12 protein-coding genes and 1 pseudogene are annotated in these 18,852 nt (G+C 70.1%); 6 read left to right on the top strand and 7 right to left on the bottom strand.

Annotated features, from left to right (window positions below; translation table 11 throughout):
* Nucleotides 1–182 precede the first annotated feature (182 nt).
* The 5 genes from NRB20_RS35465 to NRB20_RS35445 form a co-directional block, all read right to left on the bottom strand.
* A complete protein-coding gene (locus NRB20_RS35465; protein WP_194290124.1) occupies nucleotides 183–1,532 on the bottom strand; it encodes a S1 family peptidase in 1,350 nt (449 codons plus the stop codon).
* A 110-nt stretch (nucleotides 1,533–1,642) separates the two neighbouring features.
* Nucleotides 1,643–3,010 (bottom strand): S1 family peptidase, encoded by a 1,368-nt coding sequence (locus NRB20_RS35460; protein WP_153415798.1) that lies wholly within the window; start codon nucleotides 3,008–3,010, stop codon nucleotides 1,643–1,645.
* A 169-nt stretch (nucleotides 3,011–3,179) separates the two neighbouring features.
* Nucleotides 3,180–4,370: an Hsp70 family protein gene (locus tag NRB20_RS35455; RefSeq protein WP_153415797.1), complete on the bottom strand. Its 1,191-nt coding sequence runs from the start codon at nucleotides 4,368–4,370 to the stop codon at nucleotides 3,180–3,182.
* Nucleotides 4,371–4,416: 46 nt separating this feature from the next.
* Entirely contained in the window at nucleotides 4,417–6,912 is a 2,496-nt protein-coding gene (locus tag NRB20_RS35450) for a LuxR C-terminal-related transcriptional regulator (protein WP_153415796.1), read from the bottom strand.
* A 7-nt stretch (nucleotides 6,913–6,919) separates the two neighbouring features.
* Nucleotides 6,920–8,593 carry an Hsp70 family protein gene (locus NRB20_RS35445; protein WP_153415795.1) on the bottom strand — a complete coding sequence of 558 codons (1,674 nt, stop codon included), beginning with the start codon at nucleotides 8,591–8,593 and terminating at the stop codon, nucleotides 6,920–6,922.
* Between the two features lie 263 nt (nucleotides 8,594–8,856).
* On the opposite strand from NRB20_RS35445, the pseudogene NRB20_RS39725 reads away from it, so the two are divergent.
* Nucleotides 8,857–9,003: pseudogene (locus NRB20_RS39725) on the top strand (IniB N-terminal domain-containing protein); the annotation flags it as partial.
* A 39-nt stretch (nucleotides 9,004–9,042) separates the two neighbouring features.
* Here the strand turns inward: NRB20_RS39725 and NRB20_RS38735 are convergent.
* Complete coding sequence (locus tag NRB20_RS38735; protein WP_153415794.1) at nucleotides 9,043–9,774, bottom strand: hypothetical protein; 732 nt, start codon at nucleotides 9,772–9,774, stop codon at nucleotides 9,043–9,045.
* A gap of 924 nt (nucleotides 9,775–10,698) precedes the next feature.
* On the opposite strand from NRB20_RS38735, the gene NRB20_RS38730 reads away from it, so the two are divergent.
* From NRB20_RS38730 to NRB20_RS35425, 3 genes are all read left to right on the top strand, one after another.
* A complete protein-coding gene (locus tag NRB20_RS38730) occupies nucleotides 10,699–11,829 on the top strand; it encodes a hypothetical protein (RefSeq protein ID WP_153415793.1) in 1,131 nt (376 codons plus the stop codon).
* Between the two features lie 29 nt (nucleotides 11,830–11,858).
* On the top strand, nucleotides 11,859–13,679 hold the full coding sequence (locus tag NRB20_RS35430; RefSeq protein WP_153415792.1) for a dynamin family protein: 1,821 nt from the start codon (nucleotides 11,859–11,861) through the stop codon (nucleotides 13,677–13,679).
* A 378-nt stretch (nucleotides 13,680–14,057) separates the two neighbouring features.
* Entirely contained in the window at nucleotides 14,058–15,617 is a 1,560-nt protein-coding gene (locus NRB20_RS35425; RefSeq protein WP_319945818.1) for a dynamin family protein, read from the top strand.
* On the opposite strand, the gene NRB20_RS35420 is transcribed toward NRB20_RS35425, so the two are convergent.
* Nucleotides 15,598–16,743, bottom strand: a complete 1,146-nt coding sequence (locus NRB20_RS35420) for a zinc-binding dehydrogenase (RefSeq protein WP_153415790.1) — start codon at nucleotides 16,741–16,743, stop codon at nucleotides 15,598–15,600. The two genes, NRB20_RS35425 and NRB20_RS35420, sit on opposite strands and share 20 nt — an antisense overlap.
* 128 nt (nucleotides 16,744–16,871) lie before the next feature.
* Between NRB20_RS35420 and NRB20_RS35415 the strand changes: the two genes are divergently transcribed.
* Entirely contained in the window at nucleotides 16,872–17,954 is a 1,083-nt protein-coding gene (locus NRB20_RS35415; RefSeq protein WP_153415789.1) for a DUF1707 SHOCT-like domain-containing protein, read from the top strand.
* Between the two features lie 9 nt (nucleotides 17,955–17,963).
* Nucleotides 17,964–18,791: a DUF1707 SHOCT-like domain-containing protein gene (locus NRB20_RS35410; protein ID WP_153415788.1), complete on the top strand. Its 828-nt coding sequence runs from the start codon at nucleotides 17,964–17,966 to the stop codon at nucleotides 18,789–18,791.
* The last annotated feature ends 61 nt before the right edge of the window (nucleotides 18,792–18,852 follow it).

Below are 18,852 nucleotides of genomic sequence, written 5' to 3'. Positions count from 1 at the left end.
CCGCGGCTCGGGGCCGGGGCGGTGCGCCACGATCGGATGCATATCACCAGAATGCCGGATGTGCCGTGACCGGGTAACCACCCAGCACCGCCGTTGAACTGCCACATCGTGTGCCCGGACAACGACCGGCGAACATGCGAAAGGGCCGACAGCGGTGTGCTGTCGGCCCTTTCGACGGGAAATCAGTTGGTGCGCAGGCGCAGACCCGGGTTGGCGGACAGGATCGCGCTGACGGGCTGGGCGAACAGCTGGGGCGCGTTACCGGTGAGTGCGCCGATCAGGTCGGGGATCGCGCAGATCGGGTAGTCGGCCACCGACGACGCGCTGGACACGCCCAGCGCCTTCGTCCCGGACACCAGCGGCCCGCCCGAATCACCGGGCAGCGCGCAGATGCTCGCGGAGAACGAGTGCTCCAGGTTGTGATCGCCGACCTGGACCTCCTGGTCGACCGCGCTCACCACACCGCAGCTGAAACCGGTGCGCGAACCCGACTTGCAGACCGGCGCGCCGATGACCGGATTCGCGACGCCGGTGATGGCCAGCGGGGCCCGCCCCGGAACGCGAACCAGGTTGTTGCTGAAGCGGTTCCGCGACGCGCTGTTGATCGCGACGATCGAGTAGTCCTGCGCGCCCAGCACCGACTTCTGGAAGGTGCCCAGCTGCGCGCCCAGGTGCTCGCCCGGCGCGACCTCGTACATGGCCGGGGCGTTCGCGGTGCCCGCGGCGGGGATGTTCGGATCGCAGTGACCGGCGGTGATGTTGACGACGTTGCCGCGGCCATCGACACCGTTGAAGCCCGAGGAGCAGATCAGCTGCATCTTGCCCGCGACCGAGGCGTACGCGTCACCGGCGGCGATCTGGCTGGTGCGCATCTGCCCCGCGACGGCGGACGCCTTCGCGATATCGGACTGCTGCGGACCGGTCGGCGCGGCGGCCATCACGATCACCCGCGCCGGATCGATGAATCCGGGCATCGGCAGTCCGGCCTTGTCGACGCGGACCGCGAGCGCGTTGTTCACGGTGTCGATCACCGCGCCGCGCACCTGCCCCGACACCGACTTGGGCTGACCGGACAGCCACTGCTGGAAGGTGTTCTTCTCGCTGCGCAACGCGGTCTCGGTCTTGGCGACCTGCTTGACCTGGTAACCGGCCTTGGCCGCGGCCTTCGCGGCGTCGTCGTGACCCGCGCCGGGAGCCAGCGCGACCACGGCCTTACCGGCGTCGTTCAGCCAGGCTCCGGCGAAGGTCTGCGGGTACTGCCGCTCGGCGGTGGTCGAGAAATCGCTCACCTGCTGGGCCACGTCGGCCCGGTGCAGGTACTCCTGCGGGGAGATCTTCAGATCCCGCTGCACCGCCGCGGCCAGATCGACCGGCAGATTCGGCGTGGGCGCCTTGGCCGGATCCGCCGATGCCGTGGCCGCCAGCGGGCCCAGCACCAGCATCGCCGCCGAGGCGGCGACCGCTGCGTCGCGGAAACGGTTGCGCGAGCCGCGTCGGGCAGCGCGCGAAGGCAGATGGCGTGGCAGGAGCATGTGCCGACTATATGGGTTTCGCACTCTGATGCCTACTTATCACGTCGGGTGATCGGCCGCGCTGGAGCACATGCCGAAATCGTTCGGGAGAAATTCAGGACAATTCACACTCATCCGGCATTCGGCCGCACGCGGACCGTGATCCCCGAGCCGAGCCCGCCACCGGATTTGGCATCGATGTCGGCCAGGATCGACCGGATCGGAATACCGAGCGAAGCCGTACCGCCGTACTGCGCGAGGTCGATATTGGCCTCCTTGCAGTCCGGTGCGTCGGCCGCGTTGGAACCGCTGGTGATGCCGAGTGCGAGCGTACCGGTGACGATCGCGCCGCCGCTGTCCCCGCCCAGGGTGCAGGCCGAACTGGCGAAACCGCGGACCGTCTTGGACTCGCCCTCCGCGGTGTACAGCTGCGTCTCGACCCGGTCCGCGACGACGTAACCGCAGGTGAACGTGGAGGACTGGCCGGATTTGCAGACCGGTGCGCCGGTCACCGGCTCCGCGGTGCCGGTCAGCGTCAGGGTGGTGCCGTTCGCGCCGCGCACCGTGGGCCGGTCCATTCCGGCCTTCACCGCGCGGTCGGTCAGCTTGATGACCGAGTAGTCCAGGCCGCTCGCGCCGCCGAGCTGGGCGTTCACGAACGAACCCGCCTGCGGGCTGGACTTCAGGTTGCGCGGATCGGGCACCCACACCCCGGCCTGCTGGTTGCCCTTGCCCAGATTCGGATCACAGTGTCCCGCACTGATATTCAACGCGGTGCCGTGCGAGTCGACGCTGTTGAAACCGAACGAGCAGACATCCACGGTCTTGAGCGCGGAATCGTGCAGCGAGGTGGGCGCGCTGATGTAGGTGTCGCCGCCCATCGGGTGGTGATCGACCGGGCCGCCGCCGTCGGGGGACAGGATCACCTTGACGTTGGCGATCAGCGTCGGCAGGTTCAGCAGTTTGCCGGCCGGGGTGTTGGCGACGGTGAGGATCAGCTGGCTGTTCAGTACGTCGATCGCGACCGAGTTGATCGCCGCGGAGACCTGCCGGGGTAGCGCGTTGATCCACTGCGTCAGCTGATCGAGCGAATTCTCCAGCTTGTCCGCCGAGATCGGGGCCAGCCGGGTCTGATATCCGGCCGAGGACGCGGTGTGCGCGGCCTCGAGCGAGGTGACGGCCATCGTCGGCTTACCGTCGCGCGTCATCCAGGCACCGGCGAACTGCTCCGGGTGCGCGGACCGGAACTTGTGCGCGTAGTCGCGCAACTGCTGGGCCTTGGCGGCACGGTCGAGATACTGCGCCGGACTCATCTTCAGATCCCGGGCGATGGCCTGGACCAAGGCGGGCGGTAACTGATCGGCCTTCAGCTGTGCGGTCGCCGGAGCGGGTGCGGCGGCGGCGGGCGCGGTGCCGAGCAGGGGACTCAGGAGCAGGGTCGAGGCGATTGCGACGGTGGAAGCTTTGACCGTTGCGCGACGGCCCGTCAACTTGCGCATGAAGTCCCTTCGTAGGGCACCCGATTGTGCCGGTAGATCCGAGTGCCGTGTTTCGTTGCGCGACAACGACCCTCGCTCTGTTGCGACCGCACCCTCCGGCCGGGCGCCGAATTGTTACGGTCAGCGCACCACTTTAAGGCACAAACGCGGGAAGTTCCCTACGAACCGATCATGGGAAGCCCGAGGAGGGGAAACCGTAGGTCGGGGCCGTCGGAAAGGTCGGGTAGGGGTCGAAAGTGTATGGAAAGTACGGCGATTGGCTCGGCGGGGCATCCCAGGGGTTGCTCGGGTAGGGCGTATCGCTCGGGGGCGCGGTCACGGTCGGATAGGTCGGCGTGGTGGTGCGCGGGGTCGTGGTCGGCGGCGGAGTGGTTGTGGTCGTGGGCGGGGTGACGGTGCGGCGGACCGGCGGTTGCGGGACGGCCGGGGCCGGGGTGTGCCGGATCGTGGTCGGCGGGTGCGTGGTCGTGGTCGGCTGACTCGTCGGGGTCAGGTCGGAACGAGCGTCCGGAACGGTCGGCGCGGGAGTGGAATCGCCACTGCCCAGGACCAGCGCCACCGCGATACCGCCGAGCAGCAGGCCGACAGCGGCGGCCGCGGCGATCAGCATCGGGGTGCGGCGCGGGCCGCTGGGGGGCAGGGCGGCCACGGCCGGGGCCACCCGGGTCGCGGTCGGCTCCGCGGCCGGGGTGGGTGCGGGCGCGGGGGCGGCCGCGGCGGACCGGTCCACCGGGATGGCCGCGGAATACGCCTGCGCCATCGGTTCGCGGATCGCGGGCAGCACATCGGTGGCCTCGAGCGGGTTCTCCGCGTGACTGGGGTCCGGCGGGGTCGTGCCCGCCGGGGTGGACAGCACCGCGGCCAGCGCGTCCCGGGCGGCCGCGGCGGCGTACTCGCGGCCGGTGTGCGCGCCGGGCAGGATCGCCTCGCTGATCAACACCACCGAGCGCAGGCCCAGATAGTCCAGGGCGTCACGCAGGGCCAGCACCTGTGCGGCGGGCCAGTCCGCGGGATGCACGGCATAGAACTCGGCGGGACCGCTCAGCTGCGCCGCCGCCAGATCGATCAGACAGAACAGGGCCGTGGCCAACAGATCCTCGGCCCGGTACGCCTCACCCTCGTCGACGCTGATGCCCGCCGGATCGCCGACGGCCGCGGCGAATCCGGTGATCGAATGCGACGGTCCGGCAGGGGGATCCCCGCCCAGGGTGGTGTCGCCGTCCTCGGCCATGTGCAGAACCGATTCGCGCACCACGAAATTCGGCTCGGACGCCTCATCCCCGGGTTCGCCGCCCCCGCCGGTGACGATCGCCGCCAGGCATTCGTCGTCGGCGATTCGCAGGCCCACCCCTGTGGCCATCCTCGTTACCTCGCCCTCGATCCATCCTGGTTCGTGTTCGCGCCGCCTACACGAGCAGCGAACCGTGTCCCATGGCGCGAAGCATCGACAATAGCTCCGAACGCGACCCGGCCCCGATCCGACGTCGGATGCGCGCGACATGATGCTCCACCGTCTTCGCCGAGATGTACAGCCGAGCGCCGATCTCGCGATAGGTCATCCCCAGCAGGACCAGTTCGGCGACCTCGCGTTCGCGTTCGCTCAGCACCGAGGCCGACGCGGGCGCGGGGGTGGGGCGTTCGGGCTGTCGCGGGAGGACCGGTTCGGCCGGGCGTTGCGGTGGGCGGGCGTCGGCGCGGACGCTGCGGGCGAGTTTGAGCAGTGCGGTCGAATCCGCGGGGTCCGTGCCCGCCAGCGCGGCCTCGCTGGCCAGCCGGGCCGCATCCCAGCGCAGGCCGATCTCGGCGAGTCGGCGGACCGCGGCGGTCACCCGGTCCGGGTCGACCTCGCCGCGCAGCACCAGGATCCAGGTGCGGCCCGCATCGGCCAGGGTGGCGGCGTGCGGATCGCCGGTTTCGGCGGCGGCCTTGAGTTGGTGGGCCGGTGGCAGCAGTTCGTCGGGGCAGCCGCGGGCGATCGCCGCCTGGATCGCGTACCAGTGGAAGGCGTTCGCCCAGGCGGGCGGATTTCCCAAGCGGGACAACAGTTCTCGAGCCGACTCCACGAGCGTTGCGATGCGGCTCTCGTCGTTCAGGCGGATGCCGGCCAACCACAGTTCACCGATCGGCAGCAGTGTCAGCAGATCCGCGCCGACGTCGTCGAAGAGTGGGAGCGCGGCCTGCCAGGCCAGCATGAGCACGGTGTGGTCGCCGCCGCGCCGGGCCAGCCCGACCCGGACGCCGTGCGCGAGCAGACGGTCACGTGGCGTAAGTGCGGCCAGGTCCAGATCCGTGATCAGGGCTGCGGCGGTCTGCTCGTCGCCGCCGAGCATCGCGGTCCACGCGGCCAGGACTGAGTAGGGGGAATCTGCGCCCAGCGCGTCGGCGGCGCGGTGGGGTTCGCCCATGCCTAGGCACAGCAGGGTCGCGATGGTGGTCGCGGTGCAGGGGACGAAGCGGTCGGTGGCGTCGGCGCGGGCGGCCTGGATCAGCGCGGAGGCGGCGGAAAGTGTTGTGGTGCGGGTGGATTCGGTGATCGTGCGGGACAGGGCGTCGGCGATCAGGCCGGAGCGGGTGGTGGCCTCGGTCGGCGGCCACAGGTCCGCGGAGGCCGACAGGGTGGTGGCGGCCTCCGGATCTCCCGACAGGTACAGCACGCTCGCGCCCAGGGCCCAGTCCGCGCCGACGCGGTCCGGGCCGAGCCAGGTGTAGAGGCGGGCGGCGCGGGCGGTCAGGCCGCGGCGGGTCCACACGCCCGCGCAGATCCGTACGGCCGCAGCCAGATCCGCGCGCGGCGCGGCCGGATCGGCGAGGATCGGTTCGGCCAGGCGCAGGGCGGTGTCGCCGTCGCCGATGCGGGCGGCGGCCTCGGACCAGCGGACCGCGATACGGGCGCGGTCCGCGCCGCCGCGTGCGGCGGCGGCGTAGTAGCGGACCGCCTCGTCGCCCGCGTTCTCCGCTGCGGCGCAGAGGAATTCGCACAGGCGCGGATCGTTGACGCCGGATTCGGCGAGCAGCAGGGCGGTGTGATCGCGCAGCAGCCCGGCATCCAGGCGGGCCTGGAGCAGCCGGCGCTGCACGGCCAGGAAGCGGCGGTCGCCGACCAGGGTGCGCAGCGGGGTCTCGGCCGCGGACAGCAGCAGATCGGCGTCGGTGATCAGGGCCGTCGCACGCGCGCGATCGATGAGATCCCTTGCGGCGGAATAGTTCGTGCCCAGGATCTCGGTGAGTTCGTCGGGGTCCAGGCCGGTGCCGGTGGTGGCGACGACGAAGACGTCCAGCAGATCCGGATCGGCGTCCTCGAGCATCGCCCGCGCCCAGGTGGCCACCGCGCGGTCCACCGCGGCCACGCCCGCATCGAGCCTGGTCGCGCTGGCCGCGGAGAGGGTGGCGACCACGCCGCCGTGGATGCCGCCGGTGCGGCGGTGCACGTGTTCGACGATCGCGCGCGGGGTCATCATGCCCAGTTCACGGGCGAACGGGGCGATATCGCTCACGCCGAGCGGGCGCAGATCGGTCACCCGGCCGCGCCGGGACACCGCGTCGGCCAGGGCGCGCAGGGCGTTGTCGTGCGGGCGCGGGCGGGTCGCGACGACGATCGTGCCGCAGTCCGAACCTATTGCGGCGCTGAGTTTTTCCAGCTCGACCGGGTCGAGGGTGTGGGCGTCGTCCAGGATCAGCGCGGGGCGCGCGCCGGGGGCGAGGGCCTCGGCGACGGTGTCGCAGACGGGGATGCCGCGGGCGCGCAGGCGGGTGCGGATCGCGCCGAGCAGGGCGGATTTGCCGGTTGCCGCGCGTCCTCGGATCAGGTGGACGGACTCGCCGTCACCGGATTCCAGTTCGCGCAGGATATCTCGGGTCCCGGGCAGCGATTCGACTGCGACGGACGGACTTCCGGCCACCATTACCACCTCACTTGCCCGTCTGCGGGAGGATCTTGCCCGGTACCTGGAGCACCGTGCCGAGGGTGTTGCCGGTCTGGTTCAGCGGGTTGGTGGACGAATTGCCCAGTGGGGCAGTGGGAATGGCCGGGATGGTCGGGGCGGTGATAACCGTGACCGGTGGTTGTGCGGCGGAATTCGGTGGTTGGGTCGAATTGCCTTGGGGGGCTGGGGATTGCGGTTGTTGCTGGGCGGTAGCGCCTGCTGTCGGGGCGGGGTTCGCGGCGGTGGGGGTGATGCCGTTGCGCGTGGTCGCGGAATTGGCCGCCGGTGCTGCGGGGGCGATGGTGCTGCCCGGTACCGCCGAGGTGGTCGTGCCGCCCGATGTGCCCGCGCCGCGCGGTGCTGCCGATGCGACCGCGCCGCCCGATGCCGGGTTGGGGGTTGTGCTGTTCGATGCGGTGGTCGTATTACTCACGGTCGCAGGCGAACTCGTCGTCGGGGTGGTGGTGCCCAGTGCCAGCGTCCCGGTGGCCAGTGTCGCTGCCGCTATCGCCGCCGCGGCTATCAGGATCACGCGGCGTCGCGAACTGGAGCGTTCGGGGCCGGTGTCCTTCGGAAGTTCCGGTAGGACAGGGGTTTTCGTGACATCGGGCAGAGCTGCCGCCGAATCGACGAGCAGCTCACCGCTCGGCATCACCGTTTCGGGAACCGCCGCCTCGGCGAGCAGCTCGGCCGCCAGCAGCGCCGCACCCGACGCGCTGGTGTGCGCCGGATCCTGGGCGGCGAGTACCGGGATGCCGAATTCGGTCGAGATCAGCTCGGTGACCAGGGGAATCGACGCGCCACCACCGGTCAGCAGGATATGGCCGACCGCGTCGCGATCCACCCCCGCCCGGCGCATCGCCTCGCCGATCAGCCCGACCGAACTCAGCAGCGGCAGGCGGAGCAGATCCTCGATCTCGTCGCGAACCAGGCGGACCTCGCGGCTCACACCCGGCAACCGGACCGGAACCGAGGTGGCGGTATTCGCGGACAGTATCTCTTTGGCATTTCTGCTGCGCTGCCGGACAATGGCCAATTCCTGCTCGACCGCCGGATCGAACGGGTCGAAATCGTTATCACCCACGGCATTTGCCAGAACGTAGCGCATGATCAACAGATCGAATTCGTCACCGGCGACGGAGGTGGAGCGCAGCGATTCTCCGCGCGGTCCGCCGCCGCGGCCGGTATCGGCCAGCGACACGGTCACGCCGGTCGCGCCCAGGTCGTACACCACCACGGTGGTGCCCTCGGCGATGTCGTGGGTGGTCGCCGCCCAGTGCACGGCGGCGGCGGGTTCGGGGACCAGGACCACATCGCTCAGGTCCGCGCGATCGAGTGCGTCGCGCTGGGTCTGCACCGCGTGCGTCGACCACCAGCCGGGGAAGGCGGCGACGGTGCTCGCGGGATCGACGTCGCGCACCGTGGCGGCGATGGCTTCGGCGAGCAGGTCGGCCGGGGCCAGGGCGCGTCCGTCGTCGGTGCGGATGTCCACCGGATCGCCGACCCGGGCGGGCAGGGTGCGCGCCAGATCCGGGTCCAGACCGGGTGCGGTCGGGCCGGTGCGGACGGTGAGCCGGTCGGTCCGGCCCGCGTCCGTCGCGGTCACGGCGACCGTCTGCGACGACCCGGCGGTGATGCCGAGCGTCAGGTCCTGAGTCATGCGAACCCCTGTCGTTGGCGAACGCGCGGTGCGGTGAATCGGCGAGTTCTGCGGTCTGGCTAACGGGCCTGTCGGTCGTCGGGGTGCCCCCGTTACCGGTGTTCGGGGGATTGCGGGGAATTTCCCCTAATCCGTGACATACCCCCAACGCGACCGCTCCCGATATGAGGGGGTTGCACCCCGTTTCGCGTTGTCAGAGCGGTTTCTAACGTCGAAGGCAATTCCCGCCGCGGATCATCGAGTCCGCCGACCCAGGAGACACGATGACCCCCAACGCCATTCTCGAATTCATCCTCGCCCTGCTCCGCGACCACGAGGCCGCCACCGGCTACTGCATCAACCCCACCGAAGCCCTCTCCGCCGCGGGCCTGGGCGCGGTAACCCCCGAAGACATAGCCGCCGTAGCCCCCATGGTCGCCGAATCCGCCCTGGTAACCGGCGGCGACCAACTAGCCGCCATCATCGCCGCCGGTTCCGGAGCCCAGGGCACCGCCGGTGCAGGCGTCGGCGCGACTGCCGGCGGCGGCCTCGGTCTCGGCGGCGGCCTCGGTGCAGGCGCCGGTGCCGGAGCCGGCCTGGGCGGCGGCCTCGAAGTCGGCACCGCCCTGGGCGGCGCGATCGCCACCGGCGCCAACCTCGGAACAGGCATCAACCTCGGCACCGATATCGGCGCGGGCCTCGGCGCAGCTGTCGGCGCGGGCCTCGATACCGCAGCAGGTCTCGGTGCTGAACTCGGTACGGCAGCAGGTCTCGGCGCAGGTCCCGGTGCCGGTGCGGGTCTCGGCGCTGAACTCGGTACGGCAGTGGATGCGGGTCTTGGTGCGGCTGCGGGTGTCGGCGCAGGGCTGGGTGCAGCCGCTGGTGCGGGCGTTGACGCGGCAGCTGGTGTCGGCGCGGGTCTCGGTGCGACTGCGGATGCGGGCCTCGGAACAGCCGCCGATCTTGGGACTGAGCTGGGTGCTGGTTTGGGTGCGGCGACCAATTTGGGTGGGGCGCTGGCTACCGGCCTCGGGGGAGCGGCAGGTCTCGGAACGGAGTTGGGCGCTGGGTTGGGGGCGGCGGCGAATTTGGGCACCGGTCTGGAGTCGGCCGCTGGTGTCGAAGCGGCTGTGGATGCCGGCCTCGGTGCGGCCGCAGGTCTCGGCGCTGCCGTGGGCGCGGGCACGGCTCTCGGCACCCAAAGCACAGCCGATCTCACTTCGGCGACCAACCTGGCCACAGGACTCACCACTACCCTCGGAGCCGCCACCAACTCGACCACCGAACTGAATACCGGCCTCCAATCCGCCGCCAACTCGGTCGGCGATCTCGGCGCAAACCTGGCGACTACCACGAACCTGGGTACCGAACTCGGCGCAGGGCTGGGTACGGCCGCCAACTTGGGTGGGGAGCTGGGGGCTGCGGCGAATCTGGGTACCGAGTTGGGGACGGGCCTCGGTACAGCTGCCGGTGTCGGGACCGAGTTGGGCGCTGGTTTGGGTGCGGTGACCAATGCGGGTGGGGAGTTGGGCACTGGCCTCGGGGGAGCGGCTGAGCTCGGGACGGAGTTGGGTGCGGGTCTCGGGGCTGCCGCGAATCTGGGTACTGAGTTGGGGACAGGTCTTGGTACAGCTGCCGGTGTCGGGACCGAGTTGGGGACCGGCCTTGGGGCGGCGGCGGATCTCGGTACTGGGTTGAGTACTGAACTGGGGGCTGGTTTGGGGTCGGGTGTTGGTCTCGGGGCGGCTGCGGGGGTGGGGACCGAGCTGGCCGACGAATTGGGGACGGGTGTGGAGTCCGCCGCAGGTCTGGGAGCCGGGGCTGCGCTCGGTTCGGAGTTGTCGGGTGACCTCGGTGCGGCGGGCGGTGCCGGGGCGGCTGCGAATACAGTTCTCACAGGTGGTTTGACCAGCGGAATCGGCGCTCTTGCCGATGGTGCGGCGACGTTCGGCGATGCGGTGGGTGGAACCGGTGGTGTGCTCGGCGACCTTCAGGGGACGGCTGGGACTGCCACTCAGATCGGTACGGGGATCTCGTCGGGTATCGGTGGTGCTGTGAACGCTGCCGGCGATTTGTCCACAGGTGTGTCGGGTGCGGCAAACTCGGTGGTGCAGGCGGGAAGTGGTTTGTCCACAACCCTGTCGACCGGTGTGGATTCGGCGGCGCAGGTCGGTAACGGGCTGTCGACCGCGTTGGCGACGGGTGCGGACGCGGCGGTGCAGGTGCCGGATGGTCTGGCGACAACTGTTGTGGCAGAGTCTGATTCGGGGTTGTCGGCGGGGAGTGGGTTGTCCACGAGTCTGTCGGCTGCTGCTGAGTCGGCTACCCAGGCTGGGGGTGGGATTTCTACGGCGTTGTCGGGTGGTGCCGATTCTGCTGTGCAGGTTGGGAACGGGCTTTCCAGTGCACTGTCGGCAGCCGGGGATTCGGGGTTGCAGGTGGGGAGTGGGGTTTCCGCGGCTCATGTCGGGAGTGGGTTGTCCACAACGCTTTCGACTGGTGGGGATTCGGTGGTGCAGGTGGGGAACGGGCTTTCGACGACGTTGGCGGCGGGTGCGGATTCGGCGGTGCATGCGGGGAATGGGTTGTCGACCACGATGTTGACGGGTGTGGAGTCCGCCGGGCAGGTGGGGAACGGGCTTTCGGCTGCGGTGTCGAACGGGGCGGATTCGGCGCTGCATGCTGGGAACGGGGTTGCCACGACGGTGTCGAGTGGTGTGGATTCTGCCGCTCATGTCGGGAGTGGGTTGTCCACAACGCTTTCGGCCGGTGGGGATTCGGCGGCACATGTGGGTGGGGATCTGTCCACGGTGGCGTCGGCTGGGGCGGGGTTGTCCACAGCGGTGTCGGATGCGGGTGGGGCGGCTGTGCACAGTGGGTTGGGGGTGTCGGATGCGGCGCAGGTGGGGGCGGGGTTGGGGACGAGTGTGGGTGGGGTGACCGACAATACGGTGCACAGTGGGTTGGGGACCGGGACCGAGTTGGGGGGATCGCTCGGGGGGACGACGGCGGCTGCGGCGAATCCCTGGGCGAGTGTGGATGTTTCGCATGCGTTCGGGAATGGTGTCGACTCGACGGTGGGCACCGCGACGCACAGTACGGTCGACAGCACGTTGAGTGCCGGGGGACACGGGTCGCTCGGTGGTGGGTTGGACAGTGCCACGCATGCCGGGACGGGGTTGTTCGGCGATGCCGGTGCGGCGACCACCGCCGAGACGCATCCGGGTGTGGATATCACCGGCGGGTTGTTGCACTGAGCGGGACCAGGTGAGGAGAGGCGGCGGATATGGGGACCGTGGTTGTGGATGAATCGGCTTCGGGGGCAACGGTATTGCCCTTGCCGACCTTGCTGGCGGAGACGATCGCAGCCGCGCGGGTCGCGGATCGCGGGGATCTGGTCGGGCGGCTGGAGACGCTGGCCGAGCGGGTGCGCGATCCTCGACGTCGAATCGTGGTGGCGGGCATGGGGAATCAGGGCAAGAGCCAGTTCGTCAACGCCCTGCTGAATCTCGAGATCAGTCCGGTGGGCGACGATGCCACCACCACGGTTCCGCTGGTGTTCGCCTCCGGGCCGGAGCCGCAGGCCGAGGTCGTACTGGCCGGGCCGGACGGGAATTCGGCGCAGGAACAGCGAATTACCGTGCCGGTGAGCGAGATTCACACCGTCACCCCGAACTCGCACGGCCGGGCGACGCGACTCGAGGTCCGGGTGCCGAATCCGTTGCTCGCCGAGGGTATCGTGCTCGTGGACACCCCGGCCACCGGCGGCCACGGAAACTCCGGTGCGGCAGCGGTTCTCGCGATGGTACCGACTGCCGACGCGGTACTGGTGATCTCGGACGCGTCCACCGAACTCACCGAACCCGAGGCCGACCTGCTGCGGCAGATCGCCGAACTCTGCCCGGCCACGGCCCTGCTGCTCGGCAAGATCGATCTGTACCCGCACTGGCGTCAGGTCCTCGATGCCGACCGGGAACACCTGCGGCACAACAGAATCGATGTCCCGATCCTCCCGATATCCGCACTCCTGCGCACCCATGCACTGCGCTTGCAGGACGAACAACTGGGCCGTGAATCGGGCTTCGGCGAACTCTACGACTTCCTGCGCGAACAGGTCGTCGCGCGCGGTCGGGAGGCCACTCGACGCGCGGTGGCGCTCGACATCTCCTCCGCCGCAGAACATCTCGCGCTGGCCCTGAGCAGTGAACTGGTCGCACTGCGGGATCCCGAACGCGGCGAACTGGCCGTCCGCGAATTGCGCACCGCCAGAACCGAAGCCGAGGAACTCTACCGCCGCACCGCCACCTGGCAGCAGACCCTCGGCGACGGCATCACCGATCTGACCGGCGATATCGACCACGACCTGCGCGATCGGCTCCGCAACATCGGCCGCACCGCCGAGGACTGGATCGACGACAACGACCCGTCCCGGCACTGGGACCGCATCGAGGAGTGGCTCACCGCGACCACCGACACCGCCATCGGCGACAACCTGCTGTGGACGCACGCCCGCGCGGTGCAACTGGCCGAACGCGTCGGCGAGCACTTCCTCGAATTCGGCGGCGTGGAACTGCCCGCGCTGCGCCACGGCCTGCACCCCGCCGCCGGTGCGGTGACGCTCGCCGATCTCGAACCCGATCTCGGCCTGGGCCACAAACTCCTGGTCGGCATGCGCGGCTCCTACGGCGGCATGGTGATGATCGGCCTCGCCAGCACGGTCGCCGGTCTCGCGCTGATCAACCCGTTCTCGCTCGGCGCGGGTGTCCTGTTGGGCGGCAAGGCATTCCGCGACGACAAACGCGAACGTCTGCTCCGCCGCCGCGCCGAGGCCAAGACCGCCGTCCGCCGCTACCTCGACGACGTCAGCTTCGCGGCGGGCAAGCAGTCCCGCGACCGCCTGCACCGCATCCACCGCCTGCTCCGCGACCATTTCACCGGCATCGCCGACCGCAGCCTCCGCTCCATCAACGACTCCCTGCAAGCCGCCCAGGACGCCGCGGGCATGGAAACGGCCCGCCGCACCGCCCGCTGCACCGAACTCGAACACCAACTCCACACCGTCGCCCAACTCCGCCGCCACGCCGACGCCCTACTCCCACCGGGATGACCACAGCCACACCCGCAGGGGCTCTCGCCGCGCGCCGCTTCCCATCGCATCTGCTCGGGCGATCGTGGCGTCGCAGGCTGGACCGTCCCGCGTCACCGCATCGGTCCCGCGTCGTCACCGGGATGCCCTCGGCCGAACCCGCGCGGCCTCCGAGCACGACATCGGCTTCGGTCCGATCGCGGCGGGCTGTTCCCGGTCGGGGTCGGCATGCGGACACACCTTGTCGGCAGGTCGTCGGCCGCGCCGCGATCCGACCGCGAAATCGTGGCCGTGCGCCGAAGGGCCTGCGTGTGCACCGGCTCGGGCGGGATGGCTCGGTCGCGGGGGATTACGTCCGGATCGCAGCGGATTCACAGTTGTCGCGGATACGGTGACGTCGTGAATGACGTGGGTGTGGGGCGGGGGATCGTGCCGGAGGCGCGGGGGTTGTTGGCGGCGGCGCGGCGGGCGTTCGAGGGGGAGCCGCGGGTGGGTGGGTTGCTGGCGGAATGTGCGGGGCGGTTGGAGCAGCCGTTGCGGGTGGCGTTGGCGGGGCAGTTGAAGGCCGGGAAGTCGACGTTGCTCAATGCCCTTGTGGGACAGGATATTGCGCCGACCGATGCGACCGAGTGCACCCGCATGGTGACCTGGTATCGGCACGGCGCCACGCCCCGGGTGGGTGCGATGTCGGCCGACGGGGTCCGCGCGGACGTCGTGGTGCGCAGGTCGCCGGGCGCGGACGGCCTACCGGGCGCGCACGGCCTGACCTTCGACCTGTCCGCACTGCGCTGGCCCGCCGGTGAGCGCCGCGAGGTCGACCATCTCGCGGTGGAGTGGCCCGCCGCGACGCTGTCCCGCACCACGATCATCGACACGCCGGGCATCTCCTCGCTGTCCCGCGCGGTGTCGCACCGGACCGAGCGTCTGCTCGCCGAGAGCCCCGAGGACACCGGCGACACCCTGCCCGCCGCCGACGCCGTGGTCTACCTGCTGCGCCGCCTCGACGACGCGGATATCGACTTCCTGGAACGAATCGGCACCGGCGAACAGGGCCCGCTCGGCGTGATCGGCGTGGTCTCGCGCGCCGACGAGATCGGTTCGGGCCGCATCGACGCCCTGCATTCCGCCCGCGATGTGGCGTCCCGATTCGCCGGTGAGCTGGAGCGAACGGGCTTGTGCCAGGAGGTGATTCCGGTCGTCGGGCTGCTCGCCTTCGCCGCCGCCACCCTGCGTCAGCGCGAGTTCGACGCCTTCGAGGCGCTGGCCACGGTCCCGGTCGATGATCTCGCCCTCGCCCTGCTGTCCGCGGACCGATTCGCCCGCCCCGACCTGCCGCTGCCGGTACCGCCCGCGCTGCGCGCACATCTGGCCGCCCGATTCGGCCTGTTCGGAATCCGCTTGGCAGTCACCCTGATTCGCCTCGGTGCACGCGATTCCTCCACGCTGGCAACTGAATTGACGAACAGAAGCGGCCTGGACGAACTGCGCACCGTCCTGGACGTCCAATTCGCCCAGCGCGCAGACCAATTGAAGGCTCACTCCGCCCTGACCGGCTTGTCCCGAATCCTCACCGCCCACTCCGGCACGGCCGCCGATCAACTCCTGCCCCGCGTCCGCACCCTCTTGGCCGACGTCCACGGCTTCGCCGAACTCCGCCTGCTCGGCCACCTCCGCACCGACGAATTACCTTTCGCGCCAGACGATCTCACCGAACTGCACCGACTCATCGGCGGCACCGGCATCGCCCCCCACCTCCGCCTCGGCCTCCCGCCCGACGCCACCCCCGCCCAACTTCGCGCCGCAGCCCTCGCCGCCATCCGCAAGTGGCGATCCCGCGCCGCCCACCCCCTGTCCGATCAGTTCACCGCCACGGCCTGCCGCACCGCCACCCGCAGCGCCGAGGGCGTCCTGGACCTTCTCCAGGACGCCGACGCCCCGGTCACGCCGTCGGATCGATGAGGATCTTCGCGTGCTGCTCCGGGCTGGCCAGTTCGGTGAACGCGTCTGCCACGCCGTCCAATCCGACGGTCCCGGTGATCAGCGGCGTCGGATCGACCCGCCCTTCGGCGATCATGTGCAGGGTGTCGCGGAATTCGCCGGGGTCGTAACCGAAGACGGAACGCAGGTCGAGTTCCTTGTTGATGGCCATGGCGGGGCGGAAGTGGTCGGTCTGCATGCAGACGCCGACGACGATGACGCGGGCGCGCGGCGGGGCGGCGGTGACGATCTGCTCGATCATGCCCGGCACGCCGACGCACTCGAACACCACCGGTCCGGCGGGGTCCAAGCCGAGGGTGTGCGTCATCCGGAACAGGTACCACCAGGGCAGATTCGGGATGCGACGCAGTTTCTCCATGGCGTCGAAGCCGAGGTTCAGGATGTCGGTGACGCCGTCGATCCGGCTGCCGCGCGGCCCGGCGGTCCACGGTTGCTCGACGGCCGGATCGACCACCGCGTCCGCGCCGCAGCGCGCGGCGAGTTCGCGGCGGCGCGGGGAGTTCTCGCTCGCCACGACGGTGTGCACGCCCGCCGCCTTCAACATCGAGATGACCGCGAGACCGATCGGTCCGCAACCGATCACGAAGGCGGTCTGTTTGCGTCCGATGCGGCTCGCGCGCACCGCGTGCCAGGCCACCGCCATGGGTTCGGTGAGGGCGGCCAGTTCGTCGGACAGGCCGTTGGGGATCGGGAACGTCATCGATTCCTGCACCAGCACCTGTTCGGCGTAACCGCCGGGCGCGGCCTCGGACAGTCCGGTCAGCTGCGGCTGCCGCCCGCCGCGCAGGATCGGCAGCGCGACCACCCGGGTGCCCGGCCGCCACCGCTTGCGACAGCCGCGCCCGTAATCGACTATCTCCCCGCAGAATTCGTGCCCGAGCACCACCCGCTGATCGGATCGCATGAACCCGTCGTACCCGGTCGCGACGGCCAGCTCCGCGAGCTCGTCACAGTGCACCCGCGCATGCAGATCCGACCCGCAGATCCCGCACCGCCGCACATCGATCACCGCCTGCCCCGCCCCCGGCTCGGGCGCGGGCACATCGGCGACCTCGAGCACACCCTCGGAACACACCACAGCCTTCATGCTGCGAACCGTACCGCGCAGTCGCCCACGCGCAGGCCGACTTCGAAGCCACTCGCCCGCAGCCGTCACCATCCCGGCGACGAACAACAGGGTGCCGCAACGCCGCGCCGACGTTCTACCATCCAAGGGTGAGCCCCCGATCGTCCGATATGCCTGGTACGCCGAACGTGGCCGAGGCAGGGATGCGGGCTCGCGACATGGATCGGGTCCGGGCCCGCACGCTGCTCGACGCGGCGTACGAGGAGGGCCAGCTCGGCGCCGACGAGTACCACGACCGCTCCGACCGCGCCGGAACCGCGAAAACGATCGGTCAGCTGCGCGGACTGGTGGCGGACCTACAGGCCCCGGCGGGCGTGGCGGCCTGGTCCGAACCGCCCGCGCCGAACCCGCGGCATCGGCTCGGCCGCTATCCGCACCACATCCGCGCCCGCGACGAGGATCGCGATCTGGCCTGCCGAGCGTTGGACGCGGCCCTGGCCGACGGACAACTCTCGTCTGAGGAACATCAGACCCTGACCGCCCTGACCGCCGAGGCGAAAACCCTGGGTGACCTCGCCGGGCTGACCGACGATCTGCAGCAACCCGCGCCCGCCCCGATCGATCCGCGACAGCGCATCCGGCCGCGCGGAGCCTGGTTCGCCGCCGCGCTGATCGTCGTCGCGGTGCTCGCGGCGGTCGGCGGATTCCAGCTGACCCACCACTCGGCGCCACCCACCCCGACCGCGGCTCCGGCGGCAAAGGCCGTGCAGCCCTTGGTGATCGACACACCCGACCTGACCACCGCCGCCGGATTCGACAAGTTCCGCACCCTCTACCGGACGAAATTCGGCGATACCGTGGTCGACGAGCTGACCCTGTTCTCCGACTACGCCTCGGTCCAGCGCACCTGGCGCGACCAGCCGAATCGGGTCGTCGACTACACCTTCCGGGGTGGTTTCGCCCTCGGCGGCGCGGTCACCACCCGCGACCGCACCAAACCGTTCTTCGACCTGGCCGCGGTGAACGTCGCCGCGCTCGGCGATCTGCTCACCCGCGCGCCCGCGCTGACGAAGGTCGAGGGCGGCGCCGTGAGTCACCTCGGCATGGAGATCGACAGCAGCGACGACGTGCCGATGATCAGGATCTTCGTCGGCAACAAGTTCAACGAGAGCGGATTCCTCGAGGCCACGCCCGCCGGGCAGCTCGTCCGCGCATACCCCTTCGACAATTAGGCGCGGCTGATGCACACCTCCGGTCCCACCCCGTCCGGGCGTCCCGGATCGCCCGCTCGCACCGCGAATCGCGCACTGCGCGTTCGTGATTCGGATCGGGTGGACGCGTGCGCGGTGCTGGACGCGGCCTGCGGCGACGGCCAGCTGACCGAACTCGAACATGCCGAACGCACTCGGATCGCCATGCGCGCCGGCACTTTCGCGCAATTGGACGCCGTCCTGGACGATCTACAGATCCCGGCGAATCTCGTCGACCGGCCGGCGACCAGCCGGGCTCATCGCAGACCGGCACGTCGCTGGTTGCGGGCGGGCGCGTTCGTGGCGGCCGTGGCGCTGATCGGCATGCTGTGCGGCTGGGTGTCCAGCGACGACGGCCCGGTCGCGAGCCACAGGACGCCGGATATGACGACCGCGGCCGGTCTCGAATCCTTCCTGACCACCTACCGCGCCCATTTCGGCGATCTGCTCGCCGACGAGGTGGTCCTGCATCCGGACACCGCGTCGATCGAACGGCCTGCCGCGGGCGACCCGTCGAAGTCCGAAAGAACCTGGTACCGAGATAAATTCAGCAGCGGCAGCACCACCTCCCGGAAACCGGACCTGCAACCGCTCGATCTCGGCAAACTCGACCTGGCGAAACTGGCCGCCCTGCTGGCCGGTGCGGCGCAGTCGGTCGGCGCGCCCGGTAATCCGATCAGCCACATCATCATCGACCGTTCCGGCATCAGCCGGGACGCGCCGCCCGCGGTGAGCATCTACGTCGGGGGTGCCGTGTCCGGATATCTCATGGTCGACTTCACCGGCGAGCCGCTGTACATCTCCAAGGCGAGCCGTTAGTCAGCCTGTGATGTACATCACTTCGAATGGTCGTCACAGCCCTCCCCGATGACGTGTCCAA

This window comes from Nocardia macrotermitis, from assembly GCF_009604405.1.
GTDB classification, from domain to species: domain Bacteria; phylum Actinomycetota; class Actinomycetes; order Mycobacteriales; family Mycobacteriaceae; genus Nocardia; species Nocardia macrotermitis.
The sequence above is the reverse complement of the archived record's forward strand: the minus strand, read 5'-3'. Positions and strand labels throughout refer to the sequence as shown.